A 15,903-nucleotide genomic window follows, 5' to 3' on the forward strand; every position below is an offset into this window, starting at 1 on the left:
GCGATGAAGGACGACAGGCTGTCGTAGCCGCAGGCCAGCGCCACGTCGGTGATGCGCTCGCCGCGCTCCAGCAGCGGCAGGGCGTGGACCAGCCGGGCGCGCTGGCGCCATAGGCGGAAACCCAGTCCGGTCTGCTGCAGGAATAGACGCGTCAATGTCTTTTCCGACAGCCCCACCTGGCGCCCGTAGTCCGCCAGGGTAGGGGCGGAGTCGGGTTCGAGATGCAGCTGGCGGCACAGGGGTTGCAGCCGCTCGTCCGATGGCCAGGGCAGGACCAGGCCGGCCTCCGGGCTGACGGCGATCTGGTCGGCCAGCACCCGTGCCAGCCGGCCGTCGGGCCCGTTCGGGTCGTATTCGACGGGAACCGTGCTGAAGCGGCGTATCAGTTCCTGCAACAAGGGGCTGATGACCAGCACGCGGCAGTCGGCCCAGTCCAGCCCCAGCGCGGGGCCGTCGATGTACAGACTGCGGATCACGGTATGCGGCGATTCGTAGACGCGGTGGCGGACTCCCGCCGGGATCCAGACAGCTCGCTGCGACAGCGCGATGAAGCGGGCCTGGGGCGTCCAGACCTGCAGGTGCCCCTGGATGGCGTACGATAGTTGCGCCCAGGCGTGTTCATGCGGCCCGGGGATGATCATATTGGGCTGGCTGTCGATATGGCCGTATAGGGGACGGGGCAGATCCTGCAGGTAGCCCTGCTGGATGGTCGGGATATGTCCGTTCATGATTGTTTCAAAGCCGTTTGTCGCCAAACATGAATGACGGATCAGTTTACTCTCTTCCTCGAGAGCCCCGGACCGCCGGAGCATCCGTGTCCAGAATACCAATCCTGGGGCGGGTGCTTCGGTTGGTCCTTTTTTCGTTCCGCTTTTTTGTCCTGTTTTTTCGTCCTGCTTTTTTTGCCCCTCTTCTGCGCTGGCAGTCTTTGGAACATTGCAGTTTACGGACATAAAAAAACAGGCCGGATCCAATTGAATCCGGCCTGTCCCTAATTCTGGTTGCGGGAATAGGATTTGAACCTATGACCTTCGGGTTATGAGCCCGACGAGCTACCAGACTGCTCCATCCCGCGTCTGAAGAACATAACTATAACATAGTCTGCGAAAATAATGCAAGCAAACCTTCGGAGTTCACGATAAAATGACGGAAACGGAAATCCTGCGGGTGTTGGAAACCGCTTTGTTGTGCGCGGATGCGCCGCTGCCGGTGGCACAATTGCGCAGCCTCTTCGAAGACACGATTTCCGGGGACGACATCCGGCGCCATCTGGCTTCTTTGCAACTGGATTGGCGTGACCGGGGCCTCGAACTGGTGCAGTTGACCAGCGGCTGGCGGTTCCAGAGCCGTCCCGACATGCAGCATTACCTGGGGCGTCTGAACCCCGAAAAGCCGCCTCGATATTCTCGCGCCGTGCTGGAAACCCTTGCAATCATTGCTTGGCGACAGCCTGTGACGCGTGGCGATATCGAAGACATTCGCGGCGTCACCGTGTCGGCACAGATTGTTCGCACCCTCGAAGACCGGGGCTGGATCGAAGTGCTGGGCTATCGGGATGCGCCCGGGCGCCCCGCCTTGCTGGGCACCACGCGACGCTTTCTCGAAGACCTGGGCTTGCGGGCGCTGGACGAACTGCCGGCGCTGGATGCAGACGATTCCGTGCAGGTACTGGAAACCCTGGCGCTGACCGCGCCGGATGCCGCAGATGCTGACGACCCGACAGAGTCGGCGCCGGAACTTGATTCCGAGCCGGACCGGACACCGCAGGCACCGGCTGCCCCATCATCATGATCAGAATTTTGTGTAGGAGTCACCGAACCCCATGACAGCAGACATCGAAACGACATCGCATGCTTCGGCCCAGGCGCCGACAGAGCCCTCGGCTTCCGGCCAGGAAGGCAAGAGCGCCCCTGGCCGTTCGCGTGGGGGCCGAAAACTGCGCACGCCGTTTCGCCGCCGTCGCGGGGATGCGCAGGCCGGAACGCCTGCGGACCAGGCGCCTGTCGTGGATGCCGGGTCGGCCGAAGAAGCCGATCACGCCTTGTCGTACCTGGAAGACCATCAGACCCGACAGCGCCTGGATCGCTATCTGAACAGCGACGCCCTGATGCCCAAGCTGCACAAGGTCCTGGCCGAAGCCGGCATCGGGTCGCGCCGCGACATGGAAGACCTGATCGTTGCCGGGCGCGTGTCCGTCAATGGCGAGCCCGCCCATGTGGGCCAGCGTGTGGGTCCCAATGATAAGGTCCGCGTCAATGGCCGCCTTGTGTCGCGCCCCAAGGCCGGCAAGCTGCCCAGAGTGGTGCTCTACCATAAGCCGGCCGGCGAGATCGTCAGCCATGACGATCCTGAAGGCCGTGCCACCGTCTTTGCGCGGCTGCCGCGCATCCGCAGCGGGAAATGGCTGTCGATCGGGCGTCTGGATCTGAACACCGAAGGCCTGCTGATCCTGACGACGTCGGGCGAGCTGGCCAATCGCCTGTCCCATCCCCGCTATGAGGCCGAGCGCGAATATGCGGTGCGTGTGCTGGGCGAACTCAGCGATGAAAAGCAAGCCGAACTGACGACTGGCATCCAGCTTGAAGACGGTCAGGCACAGTTCAATTCCCTGGACTACATCGGTGGCGAAGGCAGCAATCGCTGGTATCGGGTCACGCTGTCCGAGGGCCGCAACCGCGAAGTCCGACGCATGTTCCAGGCTGCCGGGGTCACGGTCAGCCGCTTGATCCGTACGCGCTTTGGCGATGTCATCCTGCCCAGCAATTTGCGGCGCGGTCGCTGGGACGAACTGGACGAGCAACTGGTGGGTGCCCTGATGGTGCAGCTCGGGCTGATTCGGGCTGTGGATGACGACGCCGACGGCCAGGTGGAACGCCAGCCGCTGTCACACGCCAGCGCCTTGCCGCCGGGCTTCGGTACGCCGGGCCAGAACGGCCAGCACGGCGCACGCCTGAATCGGCGTGGCCGGGTGTCTGGCGGGCGCAAAGCCACCATCGATCCCTTCACGACGGGCCTGCTGATCAGCGGCGGACTGGCCAACGGTCATCCGGACGGCGGCAAGCAGGCTGCGTCGCCCAAGCCTCATCACAAATCCAGGTCGGCCAAGGCTGGCAGTCCTGCGGCACGACAAGGGCAGGGGAAGGCCGGCAAGCCGTCCAGGCCGCAGCAGCCCGACGGCCAGCAGCGCGCTCGAGAACCCAAGGGCCGTGCGCGGCCCGTCGGCGACGCCGGTCAGCCCAGGCCGCCGAAGTCTGCCAATAAGCCCGCCGCGCAGAAACAAAATCGCCGTTCGGCCAAACCCCGCTCTCGGGATGGGGCAGAGCGCCAGCCCCAGGGCGCGCATGCGCACGAATCCCAGTTGGCACGCGTCGGGCGTGGCCGCTGAGAAACAGGGCCTGAAAAACCTTATATAAACGACGAAATGCTGTTATAATCTAAGGCTTTACAGCGCTTTGGTGCTGTGTCCACCGAATACCTGCCTTGTCTGGATTGTGCATTTTCCAGTGCGCATCCAGTTGCCCGGGCGGGTGTTCGGCGGTTCCTGAATACACCCTGCGGTGCGTTTCGCGGGGCCAACAGAGGGCTGCGGGACAGCCCCTTTTTTTTTGGAATTTATGGCAGATATCTTTGCGGTCACCCAGCAGGCCTTGCTGGGTTTCGATGTGGAACTGGTCGATGTCGAGCGCGCGCCCCTGGGGGTCTTGCGCGTGGTGATCGATCGCCCCGACGGGGTGCGCATCGAAGACTGCGAACAGGTCTCGCGCCAGCTGTCCCACGCGTTCGAAGTCGACAATATCGACTACAAACGCCTGGAAGTCAGCTCTCCCGGGGTGGATCGGCCGTTGCGTCGCCTGGCGGACTATGTCCGCTTTGCCGACCAGCGCATCGAACTGCGCCTGCGCGAGGCCGTCGAGTCCCGCAAGGTCTTTACCGGCGTGCTGCGCGTCGCGGGCGACACGTCGCCCGCCCTCAGCCTGGAATACGAAGACCAGGCGGGCCAGCTGCAGACGCTGCCGTTTTCTTTTGACGATGTGGACCGGGCACACCTGGATCCTGTTCTCGATTTCAAGGGTAAGAAGCGATGAGTCGCGAAATTCTTCTATTGGTCGACGCCCTGGCGCGTGAAAAAAACGTTGAACGCGATGTGGTGTTCGGCGCCCTCGAAAGCGCTCTGGCCTCTGCCATGAAAAAGCGCTTCAAGGAAGACGTGGACATTCGCGTGGCCATCGATCGCCAGACTGGCGAGCACGAGGGGTTCCGTCGCTGGCTGGTCGTGCCCGACGAGGCCGGCTTGCAAGAACCCGATGCCCAGGAACTCTATACGGATGCCCAGGATATCGTGCCGGGCATCGAAGTCGGCGAATACATCGAAGAACCTCTCGAACCCATCGAGTTCGGCCGGATCGGTGCGCAGGCGGCCAAGCAGGCCATTCTGCAGAAGATCCGCGACGCCGAGCGCGAACAGGTGCTCAACGATTTCCTGGATCGCGGTGAAAACATCGTCTCCGGCACGGTGAAACGCCTCGATAAGGGCGATGCCATCATTGAAATCGGCAAGGTCGAGGCCCGCCTGCCGCGTTCCGAGATGATCCCGAAGGAAAACATCCGTTCCGGCGATCGTGTACGGGCCTGGGTCCTCAAGGTCGATCACACGGCGCGTGGTCAACAGGTCATCCTGTCGCGCACCTCGCCCGATTTCATCCGTGAGTTGTTCGACAACGAAGTCCCTGAAATCGAACAGGGTCTGCTCGAAATCAAGGCAGCGGCCCGTGACCCGGGCGTGCGTGCCAAAATCGCAGTCGTGGCGTACGATAAGCGAATCGATCCGATCGGCACCTGCGTCGGCATGCGTGGTTCCCGCGTCACTGCCGTGCGCAATGAACTGGGTGGCGAACAGGTCGACATCGTGTTGTGGGCCGACGATCCAGCCGAATTCGTCATTGGCGCCCTGGCGCCAGCGCACGTCGAATCCATTCTGGTGGACGAAGACAAGCACGCCATGGACGTCGTCGTGGACGAGGAAAATCTGCCCAAGGCCATCGGCGCTCGCGGTCAGAACGTGCGTCTGGCATCCGAGCTGACCGGTTGGCAGATCAACATCATGACGCCGGAAGAAAGCCAGAATCGCCAGGACGAGGAACGCACGACCTTGCGTCATGCCTTCATCACGAAACTGGACGTGGACGAAGAAGTCGCCGACATCCTGATCGACGAAGGCTTCACGGGCCTGGAAGAAGTCGCCTACGTGCCCTTGCAGGAACTGCTGGACATCGAGGCCTTCGACGAGGAAACCGTCAATGAATTGCGCACCCGGGCGCGCAATGCACTGCTGACCGAGGCCATTGCCCAGGAAGAACGCGTGCAGACCGCCCAGGACCTGCTGGAAATTCAAGGTATGGATGCTCCGCTGGTAGCCAAGCTGGCCGAAAACAACATCACCACACTGGATGATCTGGCCGAACTGGCGGCCGACGAACTGGCCGAACTGACCGGCCTGTCGGAAGAAGCCGCCAGCGATATGATCATGCAGGCACGGGCCCACTGGTTCGAGGACGACCAAGCCTGAAGGCTGTCGCATCCCACCGCACCGAGCCCCTTAACGTAGTCAAAGAGAGAGTCGAATGCCGAGTAACACCGTCGCCCAATTCGCCGAAGAACTGAACATGCCCGCCAACGTCCTGCTGGATCATTTCCGCTCGGCTGGCGTCCAGCTCGACTCGGTGAATGCTGACGTGACCGAGGCGGACAAGAGCGCCTTGCTGGAATCACTGCGGCGCTCCCATGGCTCGGACTCGGGCAAAAAGGTCGTGCTGACCCGTCGCAAGACATCCGAGATCCATCAGGCCGACGGTTCGGGGCGTTCGCGCACCATCCAGGTCGAGGTCCGCAAGAAACGCGTGCTGGTGAAGCGTGACCGATCCGAACTCCTGGAAGCCGCCCGCGCAGAATCCGCCGGCGCACAGGCGGCTCCGGAAGCCGATCCGGTTATCGAAGCAGCACCGGCTGCGGCCGAACCTGTAGCGACCCCGGTCGCACCTGTCGTGGAAACGCCGGCAGTTGTGCCGCAGGCGGCCGAGTCCGTCGCGCCGGCTGCGACCCAGGAAGCCCCGGCAGAGCCCGAAACGCCCGCCCCGGCGCCCGATGCCGTGGCAGCAGATACCCCCGAGGCCGCCGCCCCAGAAGCACCTTCTACTGAATCCAAGCAGGAAATCGTGAGCGAAACCCCTGTCGTCGAGCCGCAGGCTGCGCCTGCCGAGACGTCCGTTGACTCTCCCTCCACTCAGTCATCCCATGCGCGCGCCGAAGCCGGCGCAGCGCAGCCGGCGGCCCCCCGCCCGGAGGCCTCCACGGCACCCGTGGCCGCGCCTGCCGCGACGCCGGGCAAGGCTCGCAGAGCTCCGGCCGATTCCGACCGCGAAAGCGCCCGCAAGGCCGCCGAGGCCGAAGCTGCCGCGCTGCGCGAGATGATGCGCCAGCCGCGCAAGGTCCTGCGCGCAGCGGAACCGGACGAAGCCGCCACCAAGACCCTGCACAAGCCTGCTGGCAAGGGCGTGGCAAAGAAAGAAACCGAAGGCAAGAAAGTCATCAAGACCGCCGACGTGTCTTCCACCTGGTCCAACGATGGGCGCAAGAAGCCGTCCAAGGCCGATACGCTGTCCGCCGGTTCCGGCAAGGAAGCCTGGCGCGCCGGCAGCAAGAGCCGTGGCGGGAAGACCGGGCGCGGCAAGGGTCGCCGCCAGGCCGATCATCAGGAACCGCAACAGGCAGAATTCATTGCCCGCGAGGTCCATGTCCCGGAAACCATTTCCGTGGCCGATCTGGCGCACAAGATGTCCGTCAAGGCCGCCGAGGTCATCAAGCAGTTGATGAAGCTGGGCCAGATGGTGACGATCAACCAGATCCTGGATCAGGAAACCGCCATGATCGTGGTCGAGGAACTCGGCCACCAGGCGATTGCGGCGAAACTGGACGACCCGGAAGCCTTCCTGGCCGACACCGAAACCGCCGACGAGGTCGAAGCCCAGCCGCGCGCGCCGGTCGTGACTGTCATGGGTCACGTCGACCACGGCAAGACATCTTTGCTGGACTACATCCGCCGCACCAAGGTCGCCACCGGCGAAGCCGGCGGCATCACCCAGCATATCGGCGCCTACAGCGTCAAGACCGACCGTGGCGTGGTGGCCTTCCTGGACACCCCGGGCCACGAGGCCTTCACGGCCATGCGGGCGCGCGGCGCCCAGGCCACCGACATCGTGATTCTGGTGGTGGCGGCCGATGACGGAGTCATGCCGCAGACGCGCGAAGCCATCCACCACGCCAAGGCGGCCAATGTGCCGCTGGTCGTCGCCATCAACAAGATCGACAAGCCCGAAGCCAACCCCGAACGCGTCAAGCAGGAACTGGTGGCCGAAGAAGTCGTGCCGGAAGAATACGGCGGCGACGTGCCCTTCATCTCCGTATCGGCGAAAACCGGCCAGGGCATCGACGACCTGCTGGAAAACGTCTTGCTGCAGGCCGAGATCCTGGAACTGAAGGCGCCGATCGACGCGCCGGCCAAGGGCATCGTCATCGAGGCCCGTCTCGACAAAGGGCGCGGTCCGGTGGCGACGATTCTGGTGCAAAGCGGTACGCTGCATCGCGGCGACGCCGTGCTGGCCGGCGTGGCCTTCGGCAAGGTTCGCGCCATGCTGAACGACACTGGCAAGCCCACCGCCGAAGCCGGCCCCTCGACGCCGGTCGAAATTCAAGGCCTGGCCGAAGTTCCCGCTGCCGGCGACGAGGTCCTGGTGCTGGCCGACGAGCGCAAGGCGCGTGAAATCGCGCTGTTCCGCCAAGGCAAGTTCCGCGATGTCAAACTCGCCCGTCAGCAGGCCGCAAAGCTGGAATCCATGTTCGACAATCTGGGCGAAGGCGTGCGTACGCTGCCATTGATCGTCAAGACCGATGTGCAGGGGTCCCAGGAAGCCCTGGTCCAGTCGCTGCTGAAACTGTCCACCGACGAAGTCCGCGTGCAGGTTGTGCATGCGGCCGTGGGCGGCATTTCGGAAAGCGACGTCAACCTGGCCATTGCGTCCGGCGCCGTCGTCATCGGCTTCAACGTGCGTGCCGACCAGCCCGCGAAGAAGCTTGCCGAAACCAACGAAATCGATCTGCGCTACTACAACATCATCTATGATGCCATCGATGATGTGAAGAACGCGCTTTCGGGCATGCTGGCGCCGGAAAAGCGCGAAGAAGTCATCGGCATGGTCGAGATCCGCGAAATCTTCACGGTGTCCAAGATCGGCAACATCGCCGGTTGCATGGTGCTCGAAGGCCTGGTCAAGCGCGATTCCCAGGTACGCCTGCTGCGCAATCACGTGGTGCACTGGACCGGCACGCTGGAATCGCTGCGTCGCTTCAAGGACGACGTCAAGGAAGTCAAATCCGGCTTCGATTGCGGGATCACGCTCAAGAACAACAACGACATCCAGGTCGGTGACCAGCTCGAAGTCTTTGAAATCAAGGAAATTGCCCGCTCGCTGTGATGGCGCGGCTTGTGAATCATGGGTCGTCATAAATCCAAACCGAATCCCGGCCGCAACACGCGCCTGGCCGACCAGATCCAGCAGGATCTGGCGGCGCTGGTGCAGCGCGAGATCGATGTGTCGCGGGCCGGACTGATCACCCTGACCGGGGTCGATCTGTCGACGGATTACGCCCATGCGAAAGTCTATTTCACCGTGCTGGGCGCCGAACCCGGCACGGCGGCGCAGGCCCTGAACGACAAGGCCGGCTGGTTGCATTCGCAGCTTTTCAAGCTGCTGCATATTCACACGGTCCCCACGCTGCGTTTCGTGCACGATGTGCAGCTGGCGCGGGGTATCGAACTGACCCAACTGATCGATCGGGCCAATCGTCCCCAGGCGGGCGCATCGGAAATTCCCGAGCTCGAAGACCCGGACGGCCAGCCCTGACAGGGCGGTCGTCACTCATCTGAACGGATTGAACGATGGCTTCCCGACGCGGGCAGATGCTCGACGGTGTCCTTTTGCTGGACAAACCTGAGGGCCTCTCCAGTAATCATGCGCTGCAGCGCGCCAAACGCACGGTCGATGCCCGCAAGGCGGGGCATACCGGCACCCTGGACCCTTTCGCCACAGGCCTGTTGATCTGCTGCTTTGGCCGTGCCACAAAAATTTCCTCCGCCATGCTCGAGGCCGACAAGGTCTACGAAGCCACGGTTGCCTTCGGCGAGGAAACCGACAGCGGGGACCTGACGGGCCACATCGTGGCGCGGGCAGACGAGATTCCCGCCGTCTCGGCAGAGACGCTGGAATCCGTGCTGGCCGGATTCCGGGGCGAGATCGAACAGATCCCCCCCATGGTGTCGGCGCTCAAGCGCGACGGCAAGCCCTTGTACGAATATGCGCGCCAGGGCATCGAGCTGGAACGCCCGCCTCGCCAGATCACGATTCATGCGTTGGACCTGCTGGCCTGCGACGGCGTATCCGCCCGGCTGCGGGTGCATTGCAGCAAAGGCACCTATGTGCGCACCCTGGCCCAGGATATCGGCCGCAGCCTGGGGTGCCTGGGGCATCTGTCGGCCTTGCGGCGCACGGCCGTCGGCCCCTTCAAGATCGAGCAGGCCATCGGGCTGGAAGCCCTGCAGGCCATGGCCGCGCCGCAGTCGGCGCTCATCCCTTTACACGCCTTGCCGGACGGACTGCGCCCGGCGAGTGTATCTACCGAGGAAATCACCTTATGAAGCGAGCTTTGCGCAACGTGGCCATCATTGCCCACGTGGACCATGGCAAGACCACTCTCGTTGACCAGCTGCTGCGGCAGTCCGGCACCTTCCGCGACAACCAGCAGGTGTCCGAACGGGTGATGGATTCCGGCGACATCGAGCGCGAGCGCGGCATCACCATTCTGGCCAAGAACTGCGCCGTCGAATACGAAGGCACGCACATCAACATCATCGACACCCCGGGACACGCCGACTTCGGCGGCGAGGTCGAACGTGTGCTGTCCATGGTCGATGGCGTGTTGCTGCTGGTCGATGCGGTCGAAGGCCCCATGCCGCAGACCCGCTTTGTAACGCGCAAGGCTCTGGCCCTGGGCCTGAAGCCCATCGTCGTGGTCAACAAGGTCGACCGCCCGGGCGCGCGCCCGGACTTCGTGGTCAACGCCACCTTCGATCTGTTCGACAAGCTGGGCGCGACGGAAGAGCAGCTGGATTTTCCGGTGATCTACGCATCGGGCCTGTCCGGTTATGCTGGCCTGACTGACGATGTGCGCTCGGGCACGATGCGCCCGCTGTTCGATGCCATTTTGCAATACGTGCCGCAGCGCGAGGACGATGCCGAAGGGCCGTTGCAGCTGCAGGTCATTTCCCTGGACTACAGCAGCTATGTGGGCAAGATCGGCGTGGGCCGCATCAATCGCGGCCGCCTGCATGCCGGCCAGGACGTGGCTGTGAAGTTCGGCCCCGAAGGCGAAGCCATCAAGGGTCGCGTGAACCAGGTGCTGAAGTTCCAGGGCCTGGACCGCGTGCTGGTGGATTCTGCCGAGGCAGGCGATATCGTGTTGATCAACGGCATCGAGGACATCGGCATCGGCTGCACGCTGATGGATCCGGCGACGCCGGAAGCCCTGCCCATGCTGCGCATCGACGAGCCCACCCTGACCATGAACTTCATGGTGAACACCTCGCCCCTGGCCGGGCGCGAGGGCAAGTTCGTCACCAGCCGCCAGCTGCGCGACCGCCTGGACCGCGAACTGAAGTCCAACGTCGCCCTGCGCGTGAACGACACCGACGACGACACCGTGTTCGAAGTCTGCGGCCGGGGCGAACTGCACCTGACCATCCTGCTGGAAAACATGCGTCGGGAAGGCTACGAGCTGGCCGTATCGCGGCCCCGCGTCATGTTCAAGGAACTGGATGGCGTGAAATGCGAGCCCTACGAACTGCTGACGGTGGACGTGGAAGATTCGCATCAGGGCGGCGTCATGGAAGAGCTGGGCCGCCGCAAGGGCGACCTGCAGGACATGTCCCCTGATGGTCGTGGCCGCACCCGCCTGGAATATCGGATCCCGGCGCGTGGCCTGATCGGCTTCCAGAGCGAGTTCATGACGCTGACGCGCGGCACCGGCCTGATGAGCCATATTTTCGACGACTATGCTCCGGTGCGCGAGGGCGGTGTGGGCGAACGTCGCAATGGCGTGCTGATCAGCCAGGACGACGGTACGGCCGTGGCCTATGCCTTGTGGAAGCTGCAGGAACGCGGCCGCATGTTCGTGTCTCCCCAGGATCCGGTCTATGAAGGCATGATCATCGGCATCCATTCCCGCGACAATGATCTGGTGGTCAACCCGATCAAGGAAAAGAAGCTGACCAACGTGCGTGCCTCGGGCAAGGACGAACACATCGACCTGGTGCCGCCCATCGCGCTGAACCTGGAATACGCAGTGGAATTCATCGCGGATGACGAGCTGGTCGAAGTCACGCCCAAGTCGATCCGCCTGCGCAAGCGCTACCTGCAGGAACACGAGCGTCGCCGCAGCATGCGCGAATCGGCCTGATCCGGGTACCTTGATCCGATGATCCGGACGACCCCGCCCTTCGTGGCGGGGTTTTTCGTTCCGGCATGCGGCGCGGCCCGCTGCTCTTACAATGGGGCGAGGCTCCGTCGCGCGCCCGCAGGCGCCCGGAATGCCATTCTCTGCCTGGACATCATGATTCTCTATCTGCACGGATTCCGCTCCTCTCCCGATTCCTTCAAGGCACGCGTGATGGCGGCGGCGCTGGCCGCACGCGGGCTGGCCGCAGATTGGCGCTGCCCCCAGCTGCCTGCCAGTCCCGCAGAGGCGATGCGGCTGGCCTTGAGCCTGGCCGAGGAGCTTCTGGCCCAAGGCACCGCACCCGGCGGTGAAGGCCGGGATCGGGCGGCAGGCGGCGCGGTCGATCGCCTGACGGTGGTCGGCTCTTCACTGGGCGGTTTCTACGCCACATGGCTGGCCGAACGCCTGGGCTGCCGTGCCGTGCTGCTCAACCCGGTCGTGCATGCGGCCCGGGATCTGGGCACGCAGGTCGGGTCCCACCGCACGTTTCATGGCGACGAGCCATTCGAATTTCTACCCGAGCATGTGGACGAGCTGGCTCGGGCCGAGGCCGACATCCGCGTCCTGACGCGCCCCGAGCGCTATTTCCTGCTGGCCGCCACCGGCGACGAGGTACTGGACTGGCGCGACATGCAGGCGCGTTTTGCCGGCGGCCGCCAACGCATCATCGAAGGCAGCGACCATGGGCTGTCGGATTTCAGGCACTGGCTGCCGGAAGTCCTGGATTTCGCGCTGGCCGCATCTCCGGGCACAGCCACCCATGTCTGCCGCGTCGTGACGGGAGACTGGGATACGTTGGGACCCGAGGCCTCGCGCATCCGGCTGGAAGTCTTCGTCCAGGAACAGCAGGTGCCGCTGGAAGAAGAACTGGACCCCAAGGACGCCCAGTGCCTGCATGCGATCGCCTACGATACGGCAGGGCAGGCAGTGGGCACCGGTCGTCTGCTGCCAGACGGGCATGTCGGCCGGATGGCCGTGCGCCGTTCCTGGCGGGGTTCAGGGGTTGGTTCCTTGCTGCTGAACGCCCTGGTGGACGCCGCGCGCCGGCGCGGCGATGCCGAAGTCGTCCTGGCCGCGCAGATGCAGGCCCGGCCCTTCTATACCCGCCACGGTTTCGTGGAAGAAGGTGATACCTTCATGGACGCCGGGATCGAGCACCGGCTGATGCGGCTGCGCTTCTGACGGCTTATCCTGCATTCAGATGAGAGGGCACCGGTTCGTCCGCCGGGGTCATGGATGTCCGGCGGCCAGGGGCAGGCGCGCAAGACACAGGCGCGTTTCCTGGTTGGCGGCTTCCTGGGGGCTCTGTTCCTCGGTGGCGTCGCTGTTGCAGGCTGCGCGGGCGGAATAGAGCAGTGTTTCGCCGTCGGCCGATAGGGTGATCAGCCGGGCTTTGGAGGGTGTGCCGCGCGTGCCATCCAGGCGTCGTGTTGCGCCCGTGCCGGGATCGGCGACCATGATGCCATTTTCGCTGCTGTAGAACAGACGTTTGCCTTCGGGGTCGAGGAGGAAGTCCGCCAATTCCCAGCCACCGGTGGCGATGATGCGTGGCGCGCCGTCGTCGGGTCGCGCCGTGCGCAGTTCGAATGACCCATGCCCTTTGTCCTGGGCCCAGGCCGTGATGGCGCCCCCTCGCTGCTCGTTGCGGCTGTCGTCGTCCAGGCCGGGCAGGGACTGGTTTCGGGGTGCAGCGCTGTCGCCCGGCATGAGCGCGCTGGCCGAGTCGTCGCCGGCCAATTGCCGGGCAATGTCGGGTGGCGGCGCGCTCTGTTCGGCATAGCCCTCCATGTCGGCGCCAAACAGGCTGTCCTTGCCATATGGGCGGCGGGCCTGGACATAGAGGAGACCGTCCTGCCCCCAGACCCACGGGGCGAAGGCGCCGATGTCCTCGGGCGCCTTGGGCGTGCCAGGGGGGATGAGCGGGGATGCGACGGCCATGCGTTCGTCTGCGATTCGATAGAGCCAGATCTGTATCACGTAGCCCGCATCGTCCTCGACGCCCAGCGCGATCAGGGTCTTGTCCGGGGAGAACCCGGCCTGGTAGCCGAGTTGTCGCCAGGTGTCCGGGTAGGCGGCTTTCAGCGGCGTGATCGGCAGGTTCTGGATCTCCTGCGGCATCAGCGCGGGCGCGGCGAGATTCACGAGCCTGGCGATCTGCGGCGGATACAGGGTCTGCAGGCACAGGCGCTGGCCGAGTTCCTGGGGGCTGAGGGTGCTGCGTTTTTTTGCGGCCAGGGGCTGCACGTTTGCCAGAGAACATCGCTGGTCGCGTTCCGCCAGCCAGGCCCGCTGCTGCGCGCGGGCCGCCATGAGGGCGGCTGCGTTCGGCTGCGAGATCATGGCAGCCTGGTAGGCAGCTGCCATCCGGCCGTCCAGCATGCCCACATCGCCCCAGGCGCAGATCGCCCGGTCGATCTGGCGCGTGGCCTTGTTGCAGTCGAAACTTGGCCCGAAGGCCAGCGCAGGCGTCGGGAGGGCCAGGGCTGCGGCGGATAATGCAGCTGCCAGGATCACGAGGTGCAGCCCCGTGGTTCGTCGCAGGTCTTTCATGGCCGCCGCTCCGGGGCCGGCAGGTGCGCCAGGCAGAACTGTTCGGGTGCATTCTCGTCCTGCGCCGCCAGGTATTCGTCGCCGCAGGCGTTGCGCGTGGACCAGACCAGAAGGCTTTGATCTGTGGAAAGTGCGTACGGGTGGTCGCCACGCGAGGTACCTGCGATGCGCCGTTCGCTGCGGGTGGCCAGGTCCAGCAGGGTGATTCCCGTGTCGGCCGCATACACGATCTGCGAGCGGCGGGTATCGAAGAGGTACGACTCGAGTTCCCACGAACCCCGGGCGGCCCGGTAGACCGGCGCTGCGGCGCCGCGCCTGCGTGTCCTGAGTTCGATGGTGCCGCGCCCCAGATCTGCGGTCCAGACAAGGAAGTCGCGGTTGCCCCGGAGGACGCCGAGGGCGTCACGGTCGCTTTCCAGCGCTTTGTCCGGTTCGACGGTGTCGGATCCGGCCGCCTCGTCGAGCAAGGCCTGGATCGCGTCCGGGACGTGGTCCAGCCGCCGGTGGCTGTCCAGGGTCGCGGCATAGACCGCGTTTGTGCCGTGTTCCGGGTCGTCGCCTGCTCCCCAGAGCGCGACGCGCGCATGCAGCGTGCCGTCCCGCCAGGCCAGTGCCTGGATTGCCATCGGCGCGTCGTCGGAATGGGGCTGATTCTGGTCCGGAGGCGGCGTGGCTTCGGCCAGCTTGCCATCGGCGATCCGGTAAAGCCAGACCTGATCGGGTCTGTCGATTTCCTGGCTGGGCAGCAGGATCGCCAGCAGGGCGCCGTCGGGCGAGGCCTGGATGCCGGCGATGAGCAGGTCGGATCCGTTCCGGGCATCCGGGCGCGCCGCCGCGATCGGCGACAGGTCGATGGGTGCGATGCGCGTGGGCGCCAGTGGCGCAGCGCCCCTGTCCTGCAGAACCTGGCGGCGGCCCAGATAGACGGTGTCCAGGCAGTCATAGGCCAGTGCCTGCAATGGCTTGTCGGTATCCGACAACTCTTTGAATGACCGATCGGCGATGCAGCGGCGGTCGCGTTCGCGTACCCACTCGCGCTGGCTGTGCACGAGTTCGTCGCGGGCCGGGCCCGCAACCGCTGCCTTGGCCGCCGCGTAGCTGCGGGACAGAGCCAGGTCCTGCCAGCGCAGTGCCGCGTGCGCGCAGATGAAGCGGTCGACTGGCCGTTCAGCCCGAGCGCAGTCGAAGCCGGCAGGGATGCTTTGCGCTTGCGGGGGTGGTGGTGCCTTGCATGCGGCCAGCAGTCGGGCTGCGGGTTCGGCCGCGCGGGCCAGGGGGTAGCGTTCGGTATGCTGCCTGATCGTGATGTCCAGGCTGGTGCTGGCGCGCAGCAGACGCTGCAAGGCATCGTCCAGGGGCAGTTCGGCGCTGAAATCCGTGCCCCCCGAGTCCTGGTTTTCCAGGCCCGGAGCAGAGAATTCAAGGCGTTGGCCGGCTGCCTGCAGGCGGATGGCCGTTTGCTCGCCTGCCTTGGCGCCGCTGTGCTCGTCCTGGAGATAGATCTTCATCATGCCGGTACCCGGACTGCATCCGAAATAAAGAGCGACGTCGTCGCTGTCCGGGGTGCCGTAGGCAAGGATCGTCATATCGTCGTAGTGTTCGTTGAACCAGCGGGCCTGATCGTCGTCCTGTGCAGCGGCGGGCCAGGTCGCCGCCAGTGCGATCAGTGGAATTGCCAGCAGGATCCGGAGAAGATTCGCTCGGGCGGGGGCGGTGCGTGTCGATCGTGTCATGGAGATCCTCGCGGAT

General features: G+C 64.6%; 11 protein-coding genes, 1 tRNA gene and 2 pseudogenes. 10 read left to right on the forward strand and 4 right to left on the reverse strand.

What is annotated here, in order from left to right; translation table 11 throughout:
* Positions 1–728: helix-turn-helix transcriptional regulator (locus tag VDP74_RS10010; protein WP_322999486.1), on the reverse strand; the 728-nt coding region annotated here is incomplete at its 3' end.
* Positions 729–998: 270 nt separating this feature from the next.
* Positions 999–1,075, reverse strand: a tRNA-Met gene (locus tag VDP74_RS10015).
* A 68-nt stretch (positions 1,076–1,143) separates the two neighbouring features.
* Here VDP74_RS10015 and scpB point away from each other — a divergent pair.
* From scpB to VDP74_RS10065, 10 genes and pseudogenes are all read left to right on the forward strand, one after another.
* Positions 1,144–1,731: pseudogene (scpB, locus tag VDP74_RS10020) on the forward strand (SMC-Scp complex subunit ScpB); the annotation flags it as partial.
* Between the two features lie 91 nt (positions 1,732–1,822).
* On the forward strand, positions 1,823–3,385 hold the full coding sequence (gene rluB / locus VDP74_RS10025) for a 23S rRNA pseudouridine(2605) synthase RluB (RefSeq protein WP_322999488.1): 1,563 nt from the start codon (positions 1,823–1,825) through the stop codon (positions 3,383–3,385).
* A gap of 229 nt (positions 3,386–3,614) precedes the next feature.
* A complete protein-coding gene (gene rimP, locus VDP74_RS10030) occupies positions 3,615–4,085 on the forward strand; it encodes a ribosome maturation factor RimP (protein WP_322999489.1) in 471 nt (156 codons plus the stop codon).
* Positions 4,082–5,566, forward strand: a complete 1,485-nt coding sequence (nusA, locus tag VDP74_RS10035) for a transcription termination factor NusA (protein ID WP_322999490.1) — start codon at positions 4,082–4,084, stop codon at positions 5,564–5,566. Before rimP ends, nusA begins: the two co-directional genes overlap by 4 nt.
* Before the next feature lie 55 nt (positions 5,567–5,621).
* The gene (infB, locus tag VDP74_RS10040; protein ID WP_322999491.1) at positions 5,622–8,528 is read left to right on the forward strand and encodes a translation initiation factor IF-2; all 2,907 of its coding nucleotides are present in this window, start codon (positions 5,622–5,624) and stop codon (positions 8,526–8,528) included.
* Between the two features lie 18 nt (positions 8,529–8,546).
* Positions 8,547–8,957 (forward strand): 30S ribosome-binding factor RbfA, encoded by a 411-nt coding sequence (rbfA, locus tag VDP74_RS10045; RefSeq protein WP_322999492.1) that lies wholly within the window; start codon positions 8,547–8,549, stop codon positions 8,955–8,957.
* A gap of 35 nt (positions 8,958–8,992) precedes the next feature.
* Entirely contained in the window at positions 8,993–9,748 is a 756-nt protein-coding gene (gene truB, locus VDP74_RS10050; protein WP_322999493.1) for a tRNA pseudouridine(55) synthase TruB, read from the forward strand.
* Positions 9,745–11,565, forward strand: coding sequence for a translational GTPase TypA (typA, locus tag VDP74_RS10055; protein WP_322999494.1), 1,821 nt, complete (start codon positions 9,745–9,747; stop codon positions 11,563–11,565). Before truB ends, typA begins: the two co-directional genes overlap by 4 nt.
* Positions 11,566–11,718: 153 nt before the next feature.
* Positions 11,719–12,345 (forward strand): annotated as a pseudogene (locus tag VDP74_RS10060) (YqiA/YcfP family alpha/beta fold hydrolase); the annotation flags it as partial.
* 108 nt (positions 12,346–12,453) lie between these two features.
* Positions 12,454–12,786: a GNAT family N-acetyltransferase gene (locus VDP74_RS10065; protein ID WP_416232970.1), complete on the forward strand. Its 333-nt coding sequence runs from the start codon at positions 12,454–12,456 to the stop codon at positions 12,784–12,786.
* A 48-nt stretch (positions 12,787–12,834) separates the two neighbouring features.
* On the opposite strand, the gene VDP74_RS10070 is transcribed toward VDP74_RS10065, so the two are convergent.
* Together VDP74_RS10070 and VDP74_RS10075 are read right to left on the reverse strand one after the other, a co-directional pair.
* The gene (locus VDP74_RS10070; protein ID WP_322999495.1) at positions 12,835–14,154 is read right to left on the reverse strand and encodes a lysozyme inhibitor LprI family protein; all 1,320 of its coding nucleotides are present in this window, start codon (positions 14,152–14,154) and stop codon (positions 12,835–12,837) included.
* Positions 14,151–15,887, reverse strand: a complete 1,737-nt coding sequence (locus VDP74_RS10075; protein WP_322999496.1) for a lysozyme inhibitor LprI family protein — start codon at positions 15,885–15,887, stop codon at positions 14,151–14,153. Before VDP74_RS10075 ends, VDP74_RS10070 begins: the two co-directional genes overlap by 4 nt.
* Between the last annotated feature and the right edge of the window lie 16 nt (positions 15,888–15,903).

The sequence above is a fragment of the Castellaniella sp. genome (assembly GCF_034674885.1).
GTDB lineage: Bacteria > Pseudomonadota > Gammaproteobacteria > Burkholderiales > Burkholderiaceae_B > Castellaniella.

What these genes read in the sequence shown, in the direction of transcription:
- rluB (WP_322999488.1), top strand. Translation starts at nt 1,823, where the DNA reads ATGACAGCAGACATCGAAACGACATCGCATGCTTCGGCCCAGGCGCCG.
- rimP (WP_322999489.1), top strand. Translation starts at nt 3,615, where the DNA reads ATGGCAGATATCTTTGCGGTCACCCAGCAGGCCTTGCTGGGTTTCGAT.
- nusA (WP_322999490.1), top strand. Translation starts at nt 4,082, where the DNA reads ATGAGTCGCGAAATTCTTCTATTGGTCGACGCCCTGGCGCGTGAAAAA.
- infB (WP_322999491.1), top strand. Translation starts at nt 5,622, where the DNA reads ATGCCGAGTAACACCGTCGCCCAATTCGCCGAAGAACTGAACATGCCC.
- rbfA (WP_322999492.1), top strand. Translation starts at nt 8,547, where the DNA reads ATGGGTCGTCATAAATCCAAACCGAATCCCGGCCGCAACACGCGCCTG.
- truB (WP_322999493.1), top strand. Translation starts at nt 8,993, where the DNA reads ATGGCTTCCCGACGCGGGCAGATGCTCGACGGTGTCCTTTTGCTGGAC.
- typA (WP_322999494.1), top strand. Translation starts at nt 9,745, where the DNA reads ATGAAGCGAGCTTTGCGCAACGTGGCCATCATTGCCCACGTGGACCAT.
- VDP74_RS10070 (WP_322999495.1), bottom strand. Translation starts at nt 14,154, where the DNA reads ATGAAAGACCTGCGACGAACCACGGGGCTGCACCTCGTGATCCTGGCA.
- VDP74_RS10075 (WP_322999496.1), bottom strand. Translation starts at nt 15,887, where the DNA reads ATGACACGATCGACACGCACCGCCCCCGCCCGAGCGAATCTTCTCCGG.